Source organism: Stieleria maiorica (assembly GCF_008035925.1).
GTDB classification, from domain to species: domain Bacteria; phylum Planctomycetota; class Planctomycetia; order Pirellulales; family Pirellulaceae; genus Stieleria; species Stieleria maiorica.
In genome coordinates, this window is the sequence record NZ_CP036264.1 from 5017265 (window position 1) to 5040235 (window position 22971).

Consider the following 22971-nt stretch of genomic DNA (forward strand, 5'->3'; position numbering starts at 1 on the left):
TCAGCTCTCCGATGGAAGTCGAGGAAGTTCGGTGGTATTTGCCGACTCGTTGGCGTCGGCAGAAATCATCGCGCGCCGGCTGCGTACCAGACGTCGTGCCGCAAGGTAAGCCCGAACTTCACCGAGCAGTTTCACAGGAATCCACCAGGGATGAGACAAGTGGAATTTCGTCCGAACTTCCCGCAGCGCACGGCGTAAGCAATACACGTGCGCTTCGGCGGACGATTTCGCGTGCAGCATGGCAAAATAGTGGTCTCCGACGCCGTGGCGGGCGGACGCACTGGTCAAGTGGTTGCCATTGATCCGTGTACCGCCTTTCTCAGCTCTCAGGTGGTCGATTCCTGCATTGCCGAGAAACCGAATCGAACCTCCGGCGGTTTCGACTCGGCGCGCGAATTCCGTTTCGAATCGGTAGGCCGCCCCTTGGAAATTCTCGTCAAAACCGCCGATCGACAGGGCCCGCTGGCGGTTGACGCAAAGATTTCCGGCCATCACGTTATGAACGTCCATGACCAACGTCGAATGAAACGGAAAGTCTTCATCTAGCCGCAACCCCTGCAGTCGCCGCGGGGCAGTGACCTCCTGTGGTTGTTGCCAAGGTTGGATGACTTGGCCGACACTTGCCCACAACTCGGGGCACTCTTGGTGTGCCACGTCATGCACGCGAACCAATTCGGAGCGTGGCCGGATGTCGTCATCGAGGAACAGCACCCGTGGCGAATGGGCTTGCATAAGCCCGTGGTTCATTGCCCGCGTGATCGAAGGTTTCGACAGGCGGATCCACCGAATCGTTCCGTCGGCGTTCCACGACGTCAGCCGCTCCCGGGTCGTCTGATCGTGTTCAGCCGTCTGATCCACGATCAGAATCTCCGCAGCCCTTGTGGACAGCCCCAACAATGATTTGATCGTCGCCACCAAGACGGCGTCGCGACCGAGAGTCGGGATCACGATGGAAACATCGGCAGGCATGAGATGGATTTGTATTGCCCCCGATCGCCTACGCCGGCGTTGAGCGGCGGTTGTGCCGGATCGGCAAATACGAAAAAACAGCCTTGATCCAAGGCCGAAACCAAAAGGGGCGGTGACGAATCGCACGCATCAGATACGGGCGACAACGTCTGTCGCCGAGAGCATAGAGTTGACTGCCGATAAAAAACTCGGCTCTGGCAAGTGCTCCACGAGGCGATGACCGGTTGTCCGGCACGTCGTCGTCCCAACTGAGCGTTTCGGCACGCCGGAGGATCTCTTCATCGTTTCCACCCTCACGTACGCGTCGATCGGACTCACGGGCCAACATCGCCAGACGGCTTTGCCGATCGTGATTCGTCGAACTGATCCCGTCCAGATCGATCCCCCATTCGAACAACACCTCGGGCAGTTCGGCGAGTAGTCCTTGACGAGACATGCGATACCAAAGATCCGTGTCCTGGGCGAATCGGAATTCCTTTCGATACCCCCCCGCACTCCGATAGGCGTCGGCACGATACGTCGCCACCATATGAGAAATGCCTCTGCCTTCCTCCATCAGCCCCCGTGTGATCTGTGCCGGGCTTTCGTCTCGGATGGTTTCCCCAAGGAACTCGCCTTCCGGGCCGATTCTGCGACATCCTGCCCCCACGGCAACGACATCGGGATGTTGGTCCAGAAATTCGAGTTGTTTTTCCAAACGCTGGGGCAGTGAGCGGTCACCGACGTCTTGTCGGGCGATGAATTCGCCGCGCGCGTGCTCACATCCAACAATTAGGGCACGAGTGAGACCCGCATTGGGCTGACGTAATAGAACGATTCGTGGGTCGCGCACGGCATAGCGTTGCAAGCATTCGCCCGATCGGTCGCTCGATCCGTCGTCGACGATCACGAATTCAAAGTCGTCGAAGGTCTGACCGAGGATACTGTCGATCGTCGCACCCAATTGAGCTTCGCCGTTGTAGACACTCATCACGACCGAAACGCGTGGAACAGCTTGGTTGTCCATCCTCAACCTACTCCTTGCTTGTCGAGAACATCTGGGCGCACCGAGTCAAACATTTTCAACAAGGGACGGCTGCACTCGGACCAGCGGAAACGTTGCGCGTTTTCGATGGCTGACCGGCTCAATTGCTCCCAAAGACCGTGATTGGTAAGCACTTTGACCAAATTTGCGGCTGCAGTTTCCACATCATCGACGGGGCTGTACAGCCCGCCCGCGCCGCCGACTTCTGGAATCGCACATGTATCGGTCCCAATCGCCGGGGTACCGAAACTCTGGGCTTCAACGGCCGGAATCCCGAATGATTCGCACCGGCTGAGCAAACTGAACACGTGGGCCCGTGAGTAGAGTCGGTGAAGATCGTCATCACTGATCCAGCCGGAAAACGTCACAGCATCACCGAGCCCCAATTCGTCCACCAAACCTTCGATTTGAGTCCGATGTGACGTGTCGGGCCAACCGCCGGCAAACGTAAGCGTCACATCGGGGACTTTGTTGCGCACTAAGCGGACCGCCCTTACAAGAACGTCGGCGCCTTTGTGCGGCGCCATCGCGGAGACGCTAACGATGTGATTTTTTTCCAGCAAGCTCTTTCTCAGCCGACCGGCGGCGTCCCACGTTGTCTCGGCGATTGCCTGGTAGACGACCATCGCACGTCGTGCATCACTGCCGGCGTTTTTGACGTAAGCATCGTACATGTATTGCGAGTTAAAAACCATCAGCGAGGCGTCTCGCATCGTCCGCCGGTACCCGCGTCGTTGCATCCAGGCCTTGAACTTGTCTTTCCACTCGTGGTGTAATTCGGGAACCAGACACCACGGGTTCTGGCAAAAGACGACCTGCGGCGCCTTAATCCCCGGTACCGACACACCGGCCGGTGTGAAGATAAGATCGCTATCGGTTTGTTCCACGATGCGATTCAGGTTTTGAAATTCCCAGATCGCCCGCGGGCTCCACTGGGCCGTCTTCGCCGGGCATTCGATCCATCGGTATCCCGGTTTGTCGACAACGATGTCCCGATTCGAATCATGATACAGGATGACGTATTCGTGGCTCCCTTCGGTCCAGCCGCGCAACTGGTTCAGATGCCCCATCAAAACGTGCCGACCACTTTGATTGTTGACCGACAATGCGTTGACCAAGACCCTCATCGGCTCACCGATTCATGTTGGAGCAACTGGTCAAGCGCTTCAGCCACTTGTTCGCGATGGCGCTGGAGCAACGATGATGGTTCGGTCTGGGCTTGCATCCAGCGGAAGATTCGATCGCAGTCCATTGCCCTATTCGGATCGCAGGCCAGAGCGTCTGCCTTCATCTCTTCCGGCAGTCGCTGGTAAAGACGTGGATGCACGATCACCGACGCCCCATTGGCGACGGCGTCACCCAAGGTGGTTTTGAACCCGTAGCCGAGCCCTGAAAGCATCGCGACCGCTCGAGTCTTGCCAAGGAAGTCCGCCAAATCCTCGATCATGCCCGAATAACGTACCGCGGTCGATGGCGGCAGTCCCCAGGATGCGACATCACCGGTCACGACGAAGTCGAGCTCATCGAAACCGCTGGATGTCATTTGTTCGGCAAACGCGATGAATTGACAAACCAAATCCCAGCTCTTTCGATTCTTCTGCGACGTCGGCATACAAGCGACGATCTTTCTGGATCGAACCGCGATCGCATGTTTAGACACCAAGTGTTCGGGACAATGATACGGCAGCCAGCGAACCTCGGCGTGCCCCGGTAACCGATTCCAGTAAACACGATTTTCCCAATCGCTGATCGACCAGATCGCAGACGCATTTTTTTTCGCGATCAAATCGTTGCGGAACAGGCGTGTCATCCCATAGAGCATCCAAAGCGGTCCCCGCGATGGAAACCAACCGAGATTGTCCAAATGCTGCAACGGTTCCAAATTATGTGATCGTACAGCGATGTAGGCGGCCGGAAAACGCTCACGCAGAGCTTTCAGGACGCGCGGATACCGAGAATACTCGATCAAAATGTTTGCCGCGTCGATTTCCGAAACCGCGCCAAGGGCAGCATCCGGGTCATCCGCATCGATGACCACCTGATGGTAGTCACAGCCGGACGACTCCAGGAAGCGGATACGTGAGATGGTGTCTTTGTAGCTGCCGTGGTACGTGTTGGCGAAAATCGCTCGGGGGCAGACGTGAATCACGCGACTCATCGACCATTCCCCAACAATTGACGAGCATGCCGCGCGACGCGTCCCAGCTGACCATGACTTCGTGAATCGCCGGCGGGCATGACGCTGCTGAGCGTCGCCGCTATCCGTCGATACATGCCCGCCGTGTCCGCCACGTCAAGCGCGATCGCCTTTTTCAGATTATCCACCACGAAGGGCAGCATCATTTGGTATCGATCGGCGTTCAACGTCGGAAGGACACGTTTCAGGTCGCTCAGATTCTCAAAGATCACCATTCCCCGAAGATCGAACACCGATGTGATTGACGGATCACCCCAGTAGACCGGGACGGTGCCGCAATGGAAACAATCGATCAACTTCTCAGTAAAGTAGCCCGGCGATCGGATGTTTTCCATCGCAATACTAAAGCGATACGGGACCAGCCCGTCGGTTTTGCTACTCAGCGATTTTAGTCCATGCCCGAAACATTCGACGCCTTCGCCACCGAGCCACTCGGCGACCTGCCGTCTGAGCATGTAACCGTGCACGTCATCGTGTTGGATGCTGCCAAGAAAACTCAGGTCCTTCGTTTTGCCGTGACCCTCGGCGACCTTTGCCGGATCCCCGACGGGAACCCAGTTGGTCCCGTAGGCGAGTTCCACAAATGGTTGTCCGAGGTCGAGCAGATCGGTGCGATGCGTCATCACACAACCGAACTCATTCCCCAAATCAGGGAAGTGGCCAAAGAAGTTCTCGTTGGGCGTCTCAACGAGCACTGCCGCGCGACGTTGCTTGGGCACTCGAAGCAGGTGACTGCCCGGAATCGCGGACCGATCAAAAAACACACCGGCAACAAACGGAACATTCAAACGTTGCCGGGGATCATAATGAAACTTCCATCTTGCCCCGCCGTAAGCGACCTCGACGCGACGATAAAACGACCGTCCGTAGCAATCCACGTGTACGACCGGTGCCGAAGCTTCTAAGTCGCAATCGATCAGGTGCTCGCTGCCCACCTCGAAATGCGGAGTCCGAGTGATGCGAGAGGCGAGATTCTGCAACTTCCGCATCATCGACCGCAGGAATCCCATTTAAGGCCGGATTTCTCGACCAGCAATCGAACTCGCTGCTGTGGCGGTTGAGACAGTTTCCTGTCCTGCAGTTGTTGGTTGCGATCGCCGTTCTGCTTTTTGGGCGATGGGGGATGCCACAGGTGGATCAAGGGTTCCGAGCCGAATTCGTCGATCGACGTTGTTCTCAATCTGGAGAGAAACTCCAGGTCTTCGCCCCCCCATCCTTCGAAGTCTTCGTCGTGCCCACCGAGCGAGAAATAGGTCTCTCGACGAACAGCCATCGGATTCGGCGTGTTCTGGACGACTCTCTCGATACTCAATTCGTTCGGCCGGATCCCTGCGTCGTGGAGCGTTTGCGGTTTTGCGCTGGAACCGACCGCCGACACCAACCGGTCGGTCGATGAGTCGTTCAAGTAAAAAATCAATCGCCCCGGACGTGCCGCTTCCGCCTGGCGACAACGTTGCAGGCATGTCGTCAGGTAGCTCGGAGACACCAGCAAATCCGCATCGTGAATCACCAAGATCTCCCCGCGTGCTTTGCGTGCTGCGACGTTCAGCATCAGGCTTTTATTGAACGCCGGTTGAGGCGGGACAGAGCACTCAACGACCTCAGGAAATATCTGCTCGATCGCCGATTCACGGTGTTCGCCTTCTCGAACCAAAATGATTTCCACCCCCGCGCGAACCTCTTCGGCAGCCGCAAACAGCGATGCCAAACAGGGGACCAACAATCGCTGACGATCTTCTCCACCGATTGCCACAAGCACCGAGACGGCGGGGCCGTGCTCGGGCTGGGGCGAACTCCACCGAAACGAGAGCGTCGGAAAACAGGCCCCCAGCAGATGTCGCCCCATCCAGGGGAACACCCTGGTGACGGTTAGTTCGGACGAATGCTCCCAGCAACATCGACACCCATCGACGCCCGATGGACCCAAGCGAACTTCCAACGACTCATGACGATTATGGAGCATTCGCCAACGCCCTGGTCCACGCTTCAAGGCGAGGTAGCTGGACGGCAATTCGTGCAAGACACAGCCGATCTGTTCCTTGATTGATCCGCTCACGATGATTCAATACGCTCTATGATCGACCGGCAGAAGAATAGCCCGTAGCGGTGTGCTGTCTTTCGAACACCAAATTACAACCGATCCGTCGCAGCAATCCGTAACCCTTGGATTGCATGTACTGGGGAACGGTCGCATTCAGCCCGCCAGAGTTGTCTTCGATCAGTACAAAGCGAGGTTGCCAACGATCAATATTGAAGCCCTGCAAACAATCCATTTCCGCCCCCTCGATGTCAATGCTGACAAAATCGATCGTCTCGATTGGATGCTTCGTCAAGACTGCATCGAGCGTCACGGCGGGAACCGAGACCTTCTGGATCTCGCCACCTTCGTTGCGGATTCGCTGCACGTGGGATGGATCTTCACGTGTGAATCCCAGCAGGCTGACTCCGGGCGCACCTTGTGGAATCATGAACTCGATTTCTTGCACCACGGGATCGGAGACGACCGCTGCGTGCACGACGGTCGCCTGGGGTCGTGTTTGACGGCAGCTTTCCGCCAAGGCAGGATTCGCTTCAATCACGATCCCGTCCCACCCGATGCATTCAAAGAAATATGAATTGCTGAACGTCCTGCCGTCGTGTCCGCCTACTTCGACGTACCGACCTTCGGGTTTGAAGTCGAATTGTTCCCACAGCCATGCGTCCTCACCGTGCTGGCTGGTACAGACCGCCGTTGTTGATTCGGGCAGACGCAGCGCTTTGTCGAGACAGAACCGTTTATTCGCCTGAATCAGGTCGGATTCAAGCTGTCTGAATCGGCCCACCAATTGATCGTGATGTTCACGCAGCAGATTGCAGCGCCGATAAGCACGATATCCCAGCCCGCATCCTGCGATTCCCGTAAGCATCGCCAGTGCGATCAGAAAATAGGTCACTGATGTTTCCTAGGTCGAGTTTGAACGTAGCCGGCTGAACAGCTTGTAACACGGGATGAATCCCGGAATCGCCTGTCGCCAGTTGGCAATCAGTTTGGGCAGATTGCTGGGCACATAGACGCTTTGCATCAGCATGTGATAGCTGACCATCCAGTCGTTTCCAGCACCGTATTCCAACGCGTTGCGATGACAACCGGCCCAAGCAGCGCGACGGGTCGCGAACGATGCGGCCCGGATCGAACGCGACTCGGTGACCATCCGGTTCCAGTCTCGGACGATCTTCGCCGCTTGACGGTCACGTTGTTCTTCATGCATTCGAATTGTCGCGATCACCCCTTCCAACTTTTCGACTTCGAATTCGAACCAGATTCGAATCCAATAATCAATATCCGGCGTGTAGGGCAAATCGGGATTCCAGTATCCGATCCGATCGATTACCGATGCTTTGAAAAACGCGCTGGCCTGCGGGATCCACATCCGCTTGGCCAACAAATCATCCAAGTTGCCGTGACGAATCTGCGAAGATGCATAGACCACACGATCGTGCTGGTCCACTTTCTTGATGTCCCCGTAGACAAGACCGACGTCATCGTTGGCTTGAAGGGCTGAAACCGCCGTCGAAATCGCACCGGGAAGGTAGGCATCGTCGCTGCTTTGAATCGCCAATATGCTCCCACCGGCGCGTTTCAATCCCTTGTTTACCGCATCGGCTGGCCCGCGATCAGGTTCGGAGATCCAATGAATCTCGTTGCAATAGTCGAATTGGCTTAGCACCGTCAGCGTGTCGTCGGTCGATCCCCCATCGACGACCCAAATCTCCAACGGACGATGGTCCTGCGTGAGGATCGATTCGATGCATTGACCGATGTAGGCCCCCTGGTTGAACGACGGGATCACAATGGTGACGAGTGGAGATTGAGACATGGCGTGCCAGAACTCTGTTGGTTAAGCCAGCGTTTTCAAATCGGCCAGCCAAGCATCGACTAGCTGCATTTCATTTTCGGGAAAGATCTGCTCGTCCACCAAGGTCGCGTAACACCGCCGCAAATTGCCACCGACCGATTCGACTCCCGGATCCAGTTCGATTCGCGCCAGCGCTTCAGCGATTTGATGGTTCTGTTGATAGCCCGGAACTTCATCCTTGAAATCAGACATCAGGTTGTGCGGGTTGCGTTCCTGGACGACTTCGGACGGGTGGAACACAACCCCGGTCCCCAATTCCCACAAACACCGCTGGGCGACAAAACTTTTCCAGATATCACACATCCGAAACGGACAGTAGCTCGGCACGTAGAGCAAGGGGTACACCGCCGGCCACCACCACGTGGTCTGAGTATTGAAGGGGCACCACTGCCCGGGCGCCAGCATCACGCTCGGGGCGTCATCAAAATCGAAGTCGCGATCCAGCACCAACCGCCAGATCGCATCGACATCCGGTGCCCCATTTGCCAGTCCCTGTTGGATCGGAGCCCAATGCTTCGCCGAGTCACCGCTCGATTTCGCGAGCGTGGACGGACAAACCGACGTCGCGACTGATGACTCGCGAATCTGGTCCAGCGGCAACCCACGCGGCCAGATCAGTTCGTTCGAAAAGTACTTGTAAACGTTGATCCACGTCGCGGCGTTGGAAAGCCCGTCCTCACGCCGCCCCTCGGCGAAACGAAGCGCATCGATCCATTCCTCCCGTGCCGTCCAGTGATCCAAAGGGGCATTGTCGTCGTCGGTTTCGTAGATGCACGTCGCCCCCAATCGCATCGCGTGTAAGTACCCGATGTTCTTGCGACAGTAGTGCTTTGTAGGGAGTAGATCCGCCAACGCGAAGCCAGAGGCGAGCTGGCCGTCGATCGACAAGAACGACAGCTGGTCGGATTCGAATCCGTCCACCGACGACAGGTCGAATGAGTCTGGCCCTTTGGTATCGCCGGCAATCACGAGCCCCGCTCCCGATCCGGCCATTGACTCGGCCAATCGAATCACGCTGTCGGTGGGACGCTGGATGGTGGTAATCACAGATTGAAGCATGCTAGATTGCACTCGTTCGTGTTTGGATTGTCATTCTTTCGACTCCGCGGGAGACGGACGTCGGATCAATTCGCTGACCGACTCGGTCAGCCGCTCGCGCCCGAATTGATTCAAATGCACCGCGTCCCGCCAATCGTCTGGACCAAATGACGGTCGCATCCCCTCGGTCCGGTATTCAAATCCAATGGTTTCGGCCATCTGCCCGAGACGGCGGCGAGTTTCCGAGCGAAACTCTGGCGGGTAAGCGGCCATCGCATCGGGATGCGATTCGCCTTCGAGCACGATCAGCCGCCCACCGGACTGCACGACCAACGCCGAGAATTTGGCAAACGCATCGAAATTTGAATCGACCAAAGGAGTCCGTCGAATATTGCGGCGGATATTTCGCAGTCCTTGCTCTTGATCAACCAGCTGCCCGCCGACCGTTGCTTCGTCCTCAGAAATCGTGTGCCCCTCGGCATCCCAATCCCACCAAAACCGAAACGCGACCATTTGAAACAAACTGCGTTGTTGCCAGAGCGTCGACAGGCTGGCCAGGGCAAGGTCGGCCAACTGGGCACGCTGAACAAATTGATGTCGCAATGAAAGCGTCGATGCGATCCGCAGCAAACTCGTTCGATCCATCAACCATCGCAATCGCACCGTCGGCACGGTCGTCTCACGAAAGAAGTCGAATTCGCTGACCCAGCAGATCACCACCGATGGCCGCTGCCTGACCAACGGATCGGCCACCGCCAGGTATTGCAAGGGGACCATCCCCGGCATGCAGACACCGACAACCTCATCAGCGGACGTCTTCGCACGCAGCTGCGCTGCATCGATGCCGAGATTGATTTGACTGGATCCGACCAGGAAGATTCGCTGTCGATCGGCCACATTCGCGGGCAGCGGAGCCCGCAACGTCTGTTGTTTGAACGCGATGTTGCGTACGAAATCCAAATGGGGAGCACGCGACTTGACCGCCTCTTCAAGTACAAAACGGGCTCTTGAAACATCCGCCAACCGATCGGTCACGCAGACGACTGCGACCACCGCGACCGCCACAGCGAACCACTGCCCGCGACGGCTGCCGATGTGGGAGATTCTCAGCGATAGCCACCACGCCAGAACGGCACACGCGGCGATCACGCCACCTGCCCAAGCAGCCGGCCGACTGAACATCGTGGACCACTCCACAGGCGGTTGCAGAAACAGCAGCGTCCGCCAATATCGGCCCGCAATCACAAATGCGATGGGGACGATGATCGGCAAAGCGAACAAGGCCCAACGGACCAATCGCGTTTCCAACTCCTTCACCGCCTGACGAGCGTTTGTGACCGATCGTTCGTCTGGAATGCTCAAAACTGAAAGTAGATAAATTCTTGTTTACCGAAGGAACCCAGGGTCAGGATCGCAACGACACACCCGGCACAGATTGCCAACCTCGGAACCGGCGAAAGGTTGGGGACAAAGTTCAGGCACTTGGTGTATTCCTTGGCAGCTTGAAGAACCAACAGCGGTCCGGCCAGCAAAACCAACTTCCACGCCGCTTGGCAGTCTTCCAGCGATACCGGTCGATAATGAAACAGCCCCGCGAACAGCGTTTGAAGTTCTATCGTGGACTCCGCTCGAAAGATCAGCCAGCCGACGCATGTCAAATGAAACATCACCATCAAACGGATCGGATAGATTCGGTTTAACCAGGCGTCCGAGACACGGACCGTGCGTGACAGTCGTTCGTAGAGGATCAAGAGCACGCCGTGATAAAATCCCCAAATGACAAAATTCCATGCCGCACCGTGCCAGAGTCCGCCCAGCAACATGGTGACCAACAGATTGCGATAGGTTCGTAGCGTTCCTGCGCGATTTCCGCCCAACGGGATGTACAGGTAGTCGCGTAAGAAAGACGACAAACTGACGTGCCAGCGTTTCCAAAACTCGCTCGGATTAGTCGCAAAATAGGGCAACCGAAAATTAAGCGACAACGCGTATCCCATCATCCGTGCGACGCCGCGTGCAATGTCGGTGTAGCCCGAGAAATCACCATAGATCTGAAACGCAAACGCATAGACCCCGATCAAGACTTGCAGGCTGTGCGGCGATTCGCTGCCGAATGAGTCTGCCACGATCGGCGCCAAGTTGTCGGCGATCACCGCCTTTTTGAACAATCCTTTGGTAACCATCCAAACGCCCGACCGAACTCCCTGCCACGACGTTCGCGGCCCGGATTCGATTTGCGGTGAAAGGTGTTTTCCGCGTTCGATCGGTCCGGCGACCAATTGTGGGAAAAAAGCGACGTAGAGCGCAAAATCGGAGAAACGTTTTAGCGGTCGCATCTCTCCGCGATAAACATCCCAGGTGTAGCTCATCGTCTGGAAGGTATAGAAACTGATCCCGACCGGTAAAATGATGTTCCAGGTGCGTGTCGACAGTTCGATGCCTTGGCTTGCGGCAAGCGCGATCCAGGAATCGACGAAGAAGCCCGCATACTTGAAGAACCCAAGGATCGACAGGTTGGCGATCAGGCTGATCGACAGGAACCGACGTTTCCACGCGGTTGTTTCGCTTCGGTGGATTTTGTGGCTGCAGACGTAGTCGATAACGGTCGACGCGGCCATCAGCCCCACGAATCGCCAGTCCCAGCACGCGTAAAAGAAGTAGCTGGTGGCCAGCAAGAATAAATTTCGTGCGCGATGCGGCAGGACCAACTGCACCAGGAAGACAACGACGAAAAACCCGAAGAAGTCGAAACTGTTGAAAAGCATCGATCAATTCAGGCGGGTGTTGCATGCTGTTGGATCGCATGTTGGTATAACGTCAAACAACTCCGCGTATGCCGACACAGCGAAAACAGGTCAACCGAACGTTCGCGCCCGGCATCGGATTTCAACATGTACTGCCGTCCGTCGGACAACAGTTCATCGACCGCCCGAGCCATCGCTGATCGATCGCGATCGGAAATCAAGATCCCCCCGATGTCATCACCGATCACGTCGGCCAGCCCGCCGACATCAAATGCGACCACCGGTGTCCCACAGGCCATCGCTTCGGCGGCGACCAATCCGAACGTTTCACCACGTGACGGCATCAACAGGACCTTTGCAGATCGGTAATAGTCTGCGAGACGCTGTTTGGAATCGGTGAACGGCAAAATCACGCACGGATGGTTGATCTTCCCGGCGACCGATTCGGCGGCCCGGCCGACCAACATGACTTTGACGTTGGCCGACTTGATCAGGTTCAAAACTGCGATCCCGTCTCGGACACCTTTAAAGGGATTGTCCAGATGCTGAGCAACCATCAGGACGGTTTGATCCGTCGCTGTGATCCCGAATTCGCGCCGCAGATCCTGGCACGCATCGGGGTCCGCATCTGGGGTAAACGTGTCCACGTCGACAGGATTGGGAACGACATCGACGGGAAGGTGTTTTAAGATCGGACTCTGGCGGACTTGGGCCTTCAACCAGTTGGACGGGACGATCAAGCGGGCGGGCAGCGAGCGAAACAGGCGGCGTTTGCGCCAAAAGTTCAGACGTGTCGTGTCGTGCGAAACGGCGGGATAGAGCGTCAGGTCCGGGCACTTGCCGCAGCCCGTCTTCCACCTGGGACAGTCCAGTGGATGGCCGCAGTGGCCCGTCATCAGCCAGAGGTCGTGCAAGGAAATCAGGGTCGGGAACTTTCGGCACAACCGCCGCAGCACCGATAGTTCGGCAAAGCTTTCCACGCCGTGCAGCGAGTGCAAATGGAGCACGTCGGGGGAAAAGGCGAACGAATCTTCGATGGCGCGAAAACCGGGCGAATAGAGGTTTTGAAGCCCCGTGTTCCGCTCCAGCCAGCGTGCCGTCCGCAACACACCTTTCGGACCACGGCGGAACGGAATCTCTGTCGTCGCGGCATCATCGGTCAGCTTTCGGCCGACCAACAACTGCACGCGGTGGCCTTGACGCTGAAGTTCGTGGTGATGCTCGCGCACCACGACTTCTGCCCCGCCGCCGACGTCACTGCCGGTGACCTGGATGACGTTCAATGACACTGACTCGGCGACGCTGTGCCGACCGTCTCCGGATCGAGTATCGATCTGGCGTTCAATCGGGCCACGTCGTTGCGAAAGTATCTGTTTGCACACGTTTGGGCACGCTCGCAACCGCGTCGATAAAACGCAGCGTCGGCCGAAATCCGCTGAATCAAATCCGCCAACACGGATGGATTTGCCGATCCACAATAGAACCCCAACGATGATTCCCCGGACGACGAGGGTTCGTTCAACTGCTGGAACCTTGCCAATGACGCGTGGGGTGGCGCCAGGACCAACACGGGCTGGCCTGAAGAAAGATAAGTGCTCAATTTGGTCGGAAACGAATACTCGGCGACCAGTCGACTAGAGTCGGCAAATGGTTGTGGCAGGAAACACACGTCGCAATCCGCAAGCTGACCGATGACATCGTCCTGCGTCGGCAAGAAACCTTGATACTGCACGTTCCGTCGGACTTCCGCGGCCAGCGAGAACCGTTTCCCGAACAGACGCAACTGCAGTCGTCGTCCACCGGAGTTCCACTCCACTTGGTCCAAGGCCTGCTGCAACAGTTCCAATTCCTGCGGCGCCGTCACGCTTCCGGCGAAACCGATGACGAACAGATCTTGCCCGCCGTCGGACGGTTTGCGTGACACCGGACCAACGGCGTGAACGGGACTGCGGAACAATCGGATCGGCAGAGCTGGGTGCAACCGCAAAAGCAAGTCCTGTAGTTTTTCCGCCACCGTCAAACCGGACGCGGCATTGGAAACGACCTTGGAAAAGGCGCGGATCAGGCGTTTCTTGCGCGAACCGACATGCCCGAAAGCAGCCGAGACATGTTCCGGGTGGTCCCAGACAAGGATTTGTAACCTCTCCGCTTGCGCTCGGCACAATGATTCACCGATCAACATCAACAGAGGTGATTCAAGGACCAACAGCACGGCGTCGAAGCCATCGCGTACGGTCATCGCGGCGATCTGGCGCGCGAGTCGCTGTGCATGACGAACGGTCATCAGTTTGAATGCGAGCGTCGCGGTCCAGTGAGAGATCGCTCCCCCGAGGACACCGCGCGGGTACTCATAACGTCGGTCAAGTATCGTGTAGTCGGCGACACAACCCCGATCCTCGGCCCGCCATTCGTCCTGCGTTTTCAACAGTGCAAAGACGTGGACGTGGTGATCATCGAAGGTTTTGACCAAATCACGCAAGTAGTTCTGCCCGACACCATTCTCGCCGGGCGGCGAGGCGGTGATGATCGCAATTCGTTTGGGCTGTGCCGGCGCGTTCACGATGGCCCGGGCGAATCGTTTTCAAACAGCGCATCGAATTGCAGAATGCGGCCGTCCTGAGGGCTGCGCATCTGGTCAATCACGCCGCGGAAAACGAATCCGATGGATTGCAGTTGCTGTTGCACCCGTTCGAACGTGGATTGCGACTCGTACAGCGGATAAGACGTCAACTCGATGACGACGGCCCGGGCCCGCGTGAAGGTGTCAAGCCCGCCCCGAATGACCGGCTCTTCAAACCCTTGCACATCGACCTTGATCACCAGTGGATCCGCCCATTGCTGCGTTTCGGCGATATCGTCAAGGCGTTTGACATCGACCTGTTCGGGACGCGACCGGGTCGTTTTGGGAAACTCAGTCTTGTGCAACGTATTCATCGGCAAGAGCGATGAGCTGGGAGTAAACTCGTTGCGATGAATCGTCGTCTGGCGGTTGGATTCGCCCAATGCACAGTGAAACGCGGTGCCAGGCCCGTGCGATTCAAGGAAATGGGCGACCTGCTGGTGACAATCCGCAAGAGGTTCAAAACTGTAGATCGCAACGCCCGGAAACAGTTGACGAAAGAGAGCCGCACTTTGGCCCTCATTTGCACCGATATCCAGAATCGTCTGCGGCTGATATCGATGCAACAACGCCCATTGCCGAAGCACTTCCTCGCGTTTTTCTTTTTCGCGGACCGCTGTAACGTTGCGTTTCAAACGGATCTCGACACCGACCGAATCGAAAAGCTTTTTGATCAGACGTTTCATGGCGTCGACGATTCCAGACGTCGGAAAACGACAAGTTGATGGTCTTGTAGCGTGTTGGCAAAAACAACGCCTTGTTTATGAGCCATATGCCCCATTCCGGGCAACGATTGGATCAATCGCGACAGATAATACTTTCCGTTCTGTGTCGCCCAGGCATGCACAACCTCCAGGCTGTGTTTAAGCCGCGCGGTGGATCCTGCGATCTGGTGAGCGTGACTGAAATGCGATTCCACTTTCATGCCGTGCTGTTGGCCCCACGAGCGAAAGAAGGCCGGGTTTGCAAAACAGACGTGTTGGACGGAATGCAGGTACCAATGCTGCCCCCGCATCATCCGCCACGACCAATGCCGTGCATTGCAGGTCGAAACCATTAGACGCCCGGCGGGTTTCACCAAGTCAGCCAACACCCGCAGTGTCTCGGCGGGATCGGGCAGGTGTTCGAACACGTCAAAAAGCGTGACGACGTCAAACCCGTCGGGTTCTGAATCCAGGACAACATCTTCAGCCGAGTCGGCGATCCACCGAATCTTTGATTTGCGCAGTTCTTCTTGCCCCAATGGCGATGGTTCGACGGCATACTTTCGCCATGTGTCTGGCAGGCACTTCAGAAACCCACCATCGAAAGCACCGACGTCCAGGACGGAAACCGGTTGGGAGCCCGGATGCTGAGACAACAGGTGCTTTTTGGCGGTCATCCAGGATCCCATCGACGACGAATCGTATCGCCAAATAGTCGCCGGCAAATTGCGATACAGACGACGGAGATCGTCGCGCGACGGTTGAGGGCAGCGAAACAGCAATCCGCATCGGTCGCACTGTGCCAATTTGCTATCCCGCGACGCTTCGGCAATTTCACGGATCACTTCGGGCGTATCCGGAGACCCAAGTTCGGCAAGCTCGCAACAGTTTCCCAGGTCGGTCCAGTCCGACGTTCTGCAATAGGGGCAGACTGTCTGCCGAATCGCTGGGTCGCCGGGATCGGCAGTCACCGATTGATTCTTATCGGTACACAAGAGTTTCACGACACAACCGTCTTGAGGTCTTCCAGTCGATAGTAGCCCCAGGCGGCACTCCACTGGCCGGTCAATCGATCCTGGTCCATGGAGCCCGCGGAGATCTCGAAGGGGATCACGTCGGCAAGGGAATCGTGCAGTTCCCGTCCTGCCGAACGCAAACTGCTCATCGAAATCCCACAATGGTAGCTGCCCGGAGCAAGCGGAAAACGCGCGCAAAGCTCATAGGTGCGGCACCGACCGTGTTCAGGCGCGGTCAGCGGTTCGGAGAAACAACTTCCGATTGCAGTTTTATCCTGAGAATAGACCGTCATCCCGATCACAAACTCGTCGCAAGCACTGTTCGCCTGGACCTTGACCGAGATTCGAAACGTGCCGTCGTCGGGAAGCGTGCGTTGGCCGTCGCCACCGTGGAGTTTCAAATCGACAAAACGAAGTTTCTGGTCCAACCCGGAAAGTGTCCGTTTCGCATCGGCGATCGACTCCGAACTCGTGTCCACGATCATGTTTTCAGCGACGTACCGTGTCACGCCTTCGGCGGTGGGGCCGTCGTAAACCATCCGTCCCGCCGACAAGACGATCGCGCGGGTCGTCAAGGTCCTGATCGACGCGAGGTTGTGGCTAACGAACAACACGGTTTTTCCCGATTCGGCCACACTCTTCATTTTGCCGATACAGCGATTTTGAAACTCGATATCTCCGACTGCTAAAACCTCATCGACAATCAGAATTTCCGGATCCAAATGTGCCGCCACGGCGAATCCCAGACGAACGGTCATGCCGCTACTGTACCGCTTGACCGGCGTATCCAAGAATTTCCCGACCCCTGCGAACTCCACGATTGGATCTAGTTGACGCTCAATCTCTCGCCGGGTCATTCCCAAAATCGTGCCGTTTAAGAAGACGTTTTCGCGGCCGGTGAGTTCTGGATGAAAACCGGTGCCAACTTCCAGCAAACTGGCGACACGCCCGACCAGCTCGACGCGGCCCTCGGTCGGCAGTGTGATCCGGCTGAGCAATTTCAGCAGGGTGCTTTTTCCAGCCCCGTTCTTGCCGATGATTCCGACGACTTCCCCTTCATTGACCGTGAACCCGATGTCACGCAGGGCCCAAAAATGACCGTCTTCGACACGCTCCGGGTCCACGTGTTGCGACTCTGCGTGAATCTCCGTCCGGCCGACCATCCGGCGGGCAACGCGATTGGCCAAATCGCGGATGCTACCGGCGTGGGTCAGCCCAAGGTGATAGCGTTTGGCCAGATTTTCAATCTTGATGCAGTGCGTCACGAAACGACTCGACGATTCGACAATGGCGTCTAAATGATGTCCGCAAACGTCGTTTCGACCTTGCGAAAGTAGGCGATTCCGGTGACAAACACGCCCGCCATGGCCACCAACGACACCGCCACCATCGTCCAATTCGGTGGCGTCGAACCGAGCAGTGCCCAACGAAACCCTTCGATCACTCCAACCATCGGGTTGATCGCATAGATGGCTCGATATTGCTCCGGCACCGCACTGATCGGATACACGATCGGACACAGATACATCCAGATCTGAATCAAGAACGGAACAGCCATCGAGACGTCGCGATACTTCACATTCAACGCCGTCAACCAGATTCCGAATGCCAATGCCGTCAACACGGTGACCATCACGAACAGTGGCATCAAGAGGATCTGCCACCCCGGGGGGTAGCTGTAACAGAACATCAGTGCGAACAGGACCAAGAACTGGATCGCGAGCTCGACCAGCCCAACACCGATCTTTGCCAACGGCAGCACAAGCCGAGGAAAGTAGACCTTGGTCAGCAACGCGCTACCGCCGACGATGCTGGTCGTCACGCCGGTCAGTGCGTTGGAAAAGTACAGCCAAGGCATCAAACCGGCAAAGGCAAAGATCGGGTAGGGGACATCCGTCTGCACCTTCACAAACACACTGAAGACAAGCGTGAAGATCGCTGCGGTCGCCAATGGTCGCAGGACCGCCCAACCGTAGCCGATAACGCTTTGACGAAAACGCGTTGAAATGTCGCGTAGCGCCAACAAGTACAACAGATCGCGATAGCGCCAGACCTCTCCCAAGTTAAGCGAGATCCAGCCCGAGGGAGGTTCGATAATGGTGACCTGTTTCGGTGCCGCTGCCATAACCGTTTTTGCAGTGAAAAGAATTGAGGAGGGGACTAGCGGATGCCAAACCGTTGCGCATCGCGCCCATCCGTTCCCACCTTACGAACCTGATTGAACAAGCTTCGCAGCGATCCGCTCGGCGGCTTTGCCGTCCCAGAGTTTTGGGCAATTCCGCTTCGGGGGATTGGTTTGGACCTCGTTCCACGCCGCGAGCAGGGTGTCTTTGCCCGGCTGAACCAGTCGGTTCGTCCCCTCGCTGATCGTGATCGGACGCTCGGTGTTGGGCCGCACCGTCAAGCAGGTCACGCCAAGGTAAGTCGTTTCCTCTTGGACGCCGCCGGAGTCGGTCATGACGACCTTGGCCGATCGCATCAACCCCATAAAGTCAAAGTAGCCCAACGGATCGACCATTCGAATTCCATCGGCCAACTCGATGCCTTCACTTTGCAATCGCGATCGGGTTCTCGGGTGCACGGGAAAGACGACCGGAAGGGTCGTGGCAACTTCGTTGAGCGCCGCGATCAACTGGCCCAACATCTGGGGATCATCAACGTTGCTCGGTCGGTGCAATGTCGCCAAGACGAACCCGCCGGCCGTCAGAGAGAGCGTCGACAAAATCTCACTCTGTTCGATCTTGGGCAGGGCACGGATCAGCGAATCGATCATCACATTGCCGACACAGTGGATTCGATCCGCCGAGACTCCCTCGGCGATCAAATTCGCGTCGCCGTCGGGCGAGGGTGTCAGTAGCAGATCCGAGATCGCGTCGGTCACCTTGCGGTTGATCTCTTCCGGCATCGTGTTGTCGCGCGACCGCAACCCCGCTTCGACGTGAGCGATCGGTACGCCAATTTTTGACGCCACCAGCGAACAAGCCACGGTCGAATTGACATCGCCGACGACGACCAACCAGTCCGGCTGATGCTTGAGGATTACCGGTTCAAATTCCAACATGATCCGCGCCGTTTGGACGGCGTGCGAACCACCCGAGACACCCAAATGTTCGTCGGGTTTGGGCAATTCGAGCTCGCGGAAGAACACGTCCGACATCTTTTCATCGAAGTGTTGGCCGGTGTGAACGAGCGTCTGTTGGACGTCGCTGCCGTATGCATCCAGGGCACGCATGATCGGCGCGATCTTCATGAAGTTGGGTCGGGCACCGACCACGGAGAGGATCTTTTTCATCTACTTTGTGCTTGCTTCCAGGGGAATCGCATTTCAATTCAGGTATTGATCCGCTCTCGCTTTTCGATCGGCGATGTCGGGGATCACGTCCCGGACCGGAAAATCGGGAAAGCGCCGGGCCCGGCCGAGGACGCGGGTGACCATGCCCGGGTCCAGCGTCGCGGCACGTTTCCACGCCTTTGTCGCGGTAACATAATCACCATGGTTGGCCGCCAACGCCCCGAATCGAAGTTGCAGCTCGGGCGTGTTGCGGAACAATTCGGCAGACTGCTCAATGGCGGTTTTGGTGCGTGGCGGCGTCTGGTGAACGAACTCCAGGAAAACCTGGTCGATCCGCGGGGGCATCGCCAACGGTCGCTGCCGCAGTGATTCCTCTGACGACCGCAAGGCACTCGCATAGGGCGACTCCGGGCGACGAAACGATGGCAACAGTGGCAGCGCGGGAACCGAACGTCCGGCATCGGTCACGTTATTGGAAAGCGTCGGTTCCGACGCCCGCCAACTGAGTCTTCGCCGTCCGCGTGACGTCAGTGCGTACGCCGCCGTTTGATGATCCTCCGGCAGCCGCGTCACATTCATGGCATCAAGCTCCAACAGTCGACCACGTTCAAATTCGAGTCGGGTGCGCAGGTCCAGCAGGTCCGGGTGCGGATGTCGTTCGGCCAAGGTGCGGCATTCGGCCGCCATTGAATCGAGCCAGGGTTGGTCCGTGCGGTGTGCCCGCAACTCGATTTCCGCAGTTCGCAACGTGTAGTCGACCGCACTGTCGCGTCGAAGTCGAGCAATGGCGACGGCCGCAACGATCAGTAGCCCGACCGCACAACCGGTTTGGACCACCCGCTGTCGCACCGGAGTCGGCGAGCGCCACCAGGGGCCCGATGTTACCAACTGTAGTTTGGGTTTGGCGCCCTTTCCGGCCTCGTCGCTCTGTTTGGCCGCCACAATCACCAGTGATGACCGCGCGAGGACCACCGGCAAAATTGTCGCGACCGCGATCAGATTGGCGGGCAAAACCAGACCGAAGTCGAACGTCTGACTGACGGCGATCACGATGCTGAGAAAACAACCGCAAACCCACAGGCCCTGGTCGATCGGATCGGACGATCGATGCAGACGTTTCAGGCCGCTGACGATCAGCAATGTGGCAAGGGCCGCCAAAACCAGTCCTGCCAGCCCGAGTTCGGCCAACATCTCCAGCCAGAGATTGTCGGCGTGTAAACAATGCCGCCAGGGACTGGTCTCCTGCCAAGGCAAGTACGCGTAGCCGTAGGACGCCAGTCCGCTGCCACCGGGGAAATGTTCCCATGCGGCGCGAAACCCGTCGGGCCAATGGGCCAACCGCGTGTCGCCGGACAACCGATTGCCGTCGGCTGAAACCGTTGCTCCGATTTGCCCGATCGTGTCCTCGCGCAACGTCTGCGGTCCGATGGATCCGGTCCGCAAGAGCACGACAGCGATCAGCGCGACCACCGCGATCACTGTGACAGGAACGCCCAGTCGTACCATCTGCTGACGCGCAAAAAACGTCGTTGCCGCCGCCGCGACCAACATCGCCAGCAACCCACCGCGAGACCCACAGCCCAGCACGCCGATCAGGCAGACGCACAACGACACGAGCGAGCCCAGCAACAACGGATCGCGCAGCCAGAGACCATTCAGACTGGCACGCCCGCCGCCTGATTCCGGCATCGACGCAGCGCCTCGCTGGTGCATCAAGGCGGTTGTGCGGTAGACGAGCAATCCCAGTGCCGCGGCGACGCCGACGTTGATTGCCAAGGCCGCGTTGTTGCGATTCAAAAACGTGCCGAACGGTGCCCCCTCGCCGCCGCTGCGAAAGCTCCACAAATGAAAGTCGGGAAAAAGTTTTCGCCCCAACCCGATCACCGCCACCGAGCACGCACCGATTGCAATCGCCGACAACAGGAATGCCATGCGGCCGCGATGCTGGAAAACCAGGACCGAGAAGAATGAGATCAGGACGGCAATCGACAAGCACGCGATCGCATGGCGCGAATCGAACGGTGCCAACGAAATCGGGATCGATTGCGAAGGATCGATGTCGATGATTTCGCCGGCCCAGGTCACGTACGCCGAATAGCTCGCCGGGCTCAACCATGCGATCACACCGGCCGGCAACGGCACAGTTTGCAAACCGGCGTAGATCGAACATGCCAACAACAATCCGGTCGCCGCAAAGGCTCGCCCCGGCAACCGAATCTCGCCCGGACATCCGATCGAAACCAATCGGGCAATCAGGGCGATGGAGCAAGCTGATGCGATTGCGAGCGCGGAAGTGTACTTGGTCCATGGCAGAATGCCGCCGAAATCGCTGGCGACAATTCCGGGAGTGATCGCCAGCGCAATTGCGGCGATCCAGTAAAACAATTCTGAAAGACGTTGCCGCGAATACAATCGGATCAGGATTCAGAACGTTGCGGCGCCGTTGCCAGCGCATCGAGATCGGCACGGACCATGATTTCGGCAAGCTTGGGCAGCTGGGTTTCCGCCGTCCACTGAAGTGTCCGAGATGCCTTGGCTGGGTCGCCGACAAGATGCGTCCCTTCACTCGGACGCATGTAACGCGGGTCTTGTGTCACGTGATCTTGCCAATTCAAACCGACCGCATCGAAGGCGGCGGCCAGAAAGTCCTTCACACTGTACGCGGTTCCGGTCGCGACGACAAAGTCATCCGCAACGGGTTGCTGCAACATCCGCCACATGGCATCGACATATTCGGGGGCGTATCCCCAGTCACGACGACCATCCAAGGAACCGAGCGAAACTGTTTTTTGCAACCCCATCGAAATTGCGGCCGCCGCCCGTGTGATTTTGCGCGTGACAAATGATTCACCACGACGGGGCGATTCGTGGTTGTAACAGATCGCGTTGCAGGCGAACATTCCGAACGATTCGCGGTACAGCGTGACCATCTGCGTCGCAAACGCCTTGGCAATTCCGTACGGCGTAACCGGGCGCATGGGCGTTGCTTCGTTTTGGGGGGCCTGCGCAGGCCGGCCGAAGATCTCGCTGCTGCTGATGTGCAGGAACCGGGGTTGCTTTTCCAAGTCACGCAGGATCTCCAACAAGCGGAGGGTTCCCATGGCGGTGAATTCACACGTCGTCTCGGGGATCTCAAAGCTCGCGCCGACGTGGCTTTGACCGGCCAAATGATACAGTTCGTCGGGAGCCGCCTTGAGCAGGATCCGGCGAATCGTCGTCACATCGCTCAAATCGGCATAGTGTAAAAACAGCCGCTTGTTGTAGATCCTCTCTTGATGAAACAGTTGATCCAACCGACCGCGGGCGGTGATGCTGCTGCGTCGCACGATCCCGTGGACGGTGTAGCCTTTCTCGATCAGCAACTCGGTCAGATAAGATCCGTCTTGGCCGGTGATTCCGGTGATGAGCGCCGTTGACATGAAGGGTTCGCTGATTTCAGTGGGTCCGCAATCGAGCAATCAAAGGGCCAGC

At 57.5% G+C, this 22971-nt stretch carries 20 protein-coding genes; all 20 read right to left on the minus strand.

The window, feature by feature from the left end:
- The 20 genes from Mal15_RS17015 to Mal15_RS17110 all read right to left on the minus strand — a co-directional run bounded on the left by Mal15_RS17015 (window position 1) and on the right by Mal15_RS17110 (window position 22919).
- Window positions 1-969: a glycosyltransferase family 2 protein gene (locus tag Mal15_RS17015; RefSeq protein ID WP_147868863.1), complete on the minus strand. Its 969-nt coding sequence runs from the start codon at window positions 967-969 to the stop codon at window positions 1-3.
- 28 nt (window positions 970-997) lie between these two features.
- Complete coding sequence (locus Mal15_RS17020; protein ID WP_147868864.1) at window positions 998-1975, minus strand: glycosyltransferase family 2 protein; 978 nt, start codon at window positions 1973-1975, stop codon at window positions 998-1000.
- Between the two features lie 2 nt (window positions 1976-1977).
- Window positions 1978-3120, minus strand: coding sequence for a glycosyltransferase family 4 protein (locus tag Mal15_RS17025; RefSeq protein WP_147868865.1), 1143 nt, complete (start codon window positions 3118-3120; stop codon window positions 1978-1980).
- A complete protein-coding gene (locus Mal15_RS17030) occupies window positions 3117-4151 on the minus strand; it encodes a hypothetical protein (RefSeq protein WP_147868866.1) in 1035 nt (344 codons plus the stop codon). Before Mal15_RS17030 ends, Mal15_RS17025 begins: the two co-directional genes overlap by 4 nt.
- Entirely contained in the window at window positions 4148-5182 is a 1035-nt protein-coding gene (locus Mal15_RS17035) for a glycosyltransferase family 10 domain-containing protein (RefSeq protein WP_167546869.1), read from the minus strand. The genes Mal15_RS17030 and Mal15_RS17035 overlap by 4 nt, the downstream gene beginning before the upstream one ends.
- Complete coding sequence (locus tag Mal15_RS17040; protein ID WP_147868868.1) at window positions 5179-6246, minus strand: glycosyltransferase; 1068 nt, start codon at window positions 6244-6246, stop codon at window positions 5179-5181. Before Mal15_RS17040 ends, Mal15_RS17035 begins: the two co-directional genes overlap by 4 nt.
- 16 nt (window positions 6247-6262) lie before the next feature.
- Window positions 6263-7123 (minus strand): FkbM family methyltransferase, encoded by an 861-nt coding sequence (locus tag Mal15_RS17045; protein ID WP_147868869.1) that lies wholly within the window; start codon window positions 7121-7123, stop codon window positions 6263-6265.
- A 9-nt stretch (window positions 7124-7132) separates the two neighbouring features.
- Window positions 7133-8047 carry a glycosyltransferase family 2 protein gene (locus Mal15_RS17050; RefSeq protein WP_147868870.1) on the minus strand — a complete coding sequence of 305 codons (915 nt, stop codon included), beginning with the start codon at window positions 8045-8047 and terminating at the stop codon, window positions 7133-7135.
- Between the two features lie 21 nt (window positions 8048-8068).
- A complete protein-coding gene (locus tag Mal15_RS17055) occupies window positions 8069-9145 on the minus strand; it encodes an STELLO glycosyltransferase family protein (protein WP_147868871.1) in 1077 nt (358 codons plus the stop codon).
- Window positions 9146-9175: 30 nt separating this feature from the next.
- Entirely contained in the window at window positions 9176-10486 is a 1311-nt protein-coding gene (locus Mal15_RS17060) for a hypothetical protein (RefSeq protein ID WP_147868872.1), read from the minus strand.
- On the minus strand, window positions 10483-11889 hold the full coding sequence (locus Mal15_RS17065) for an MBOAT family O-acyltransferase (RefSeq protein ID WP_147868873.1): 1407 nt from the start codon (window positions 11887-11889) through the stop codon (window positions 10483-10485). The genes Mal15_RS17060 and Mal15_RS17065 overlap by 4 nt, the downstream gene beginning before the upstream one ends.
- 8 nt (window positions 11890-11897) lie before the next feature.
- Window positions 11898-13157 carry a glycosyltransferase gene (locus Mal15_RS17070; RefSeq protein ID WP_147868874.1) on the minus strand — a complete coding sequence of 420 codons (1260 nt, stop codon included), beginning with the start codon at window positions 13155-13157 and terminating at the stop codon, window positions 11898-11900.
- A complete protein-coding gene (locus Mal15_RS17075; RefSeq protein WP_147868875.1) occupies window positions 13148-14428 on the minus strand; it encodes a glycosyltransferase family 4 protein in 1281 nt (426 codons plus the stop codon). The genes Mal15_RS17070 and Mal15_RS17075 overlap by 10 nt, the downstream gene beginning before the upstream one ends.
- The gene (locus Mal15_RS17080) at window positions 14425-15174 is read right to left on the minus strand and encodes an FkbM family methyltransferase (protein ID WP_147868876.1); all 750 of its coding nucleotides are present in this window, start codon (window positions 15172-15174) and stop codon (window positions 14425-14427) included. Before Mal15_RS17080 ends, Mal15_RS17075 begins: the two co-directional genes overlap by 4 nt.
- A complete protein-coding gene (locus Mal15_RS17085) occupies window positions 15171-16196 on the minus strand; it encodes a class I SAM-dependent methyltransferase (protein WP_147868877.1) in 1026 nt (341 codons plus the stop codon). The genes Mal15_RS17080 and Mal15_RS17085 overlap by 4 nt, the downstream gene beginning before the upstream one ends.
- Window positions 16193-17473 (minus strand): ABC transporter ATP-binding protein, encoded by a 1281-nt coding sequence (locus Mal15_RS17090; RefSeq protein ID WP_147868878.1) that lies wholly within the window; start codon window positions 17471-17473, stop codon window positions 16193-16195. The genes Mal15_RS17085 and Mal15_RS17090 overlap by 4 nt, the downstream gene beginning before the upstream one ends.
- Before the next feature lie 29 nt (window positions 17474-17502).
- A complete protein-coding gene (locus Mal15_RS17095; RefSeq protein ID WP_147868879.1) occupies window positions 17503-18333 on the minus strand; it encodes an ABC transporter permease in 831 nt (276 codons plus the stop codon).
- An 81-nt stretch (window positions 18334-18414) separates the two neighbouring features.
- Window positions 18415-19500 (minus strand): non-hydrolyzing UDP-N-acetylglucosamine 2-epimerase, encoded by a 1086-nt coding sequence (wecB, locus tag Mal15_RS17100; RefSeq protein WP_147868880.1) that lies wholly within the window; start codon window positions 19498-19500, stop codon window positions 18415-18417.
- 33 nt (window positions 19501-19533) lie between these two features.
- Window positions 19534-21885: an O-antigen ligase family protein gene (locus tag Mal15_RS17105; protein ID WP_233902850.1), complete on the minus strand. Its 2352-nt coding sequence runs from the start codon at window positions 21883-21885 to the stop codon at window positions 19534-19536.
- Window positions 21886-21917: 32 nt separating this feature from the next.
- Window positions 21918-22919 carry a GDP-mannose 4,6-dehydratase gene (locus tag Mal15_RS17110; RefSeq protein WP_147868882.1) on the minus strand — a complete coding sequence of 334 codons (1002 nt, stop codon included), beginning with the start codon at window positions 22917-22919 and terminating at the stop codon, window positions 21918-21920.
- Between the last annotated feature and the right edge of the window lie 52 nt (window positions 22920-22971).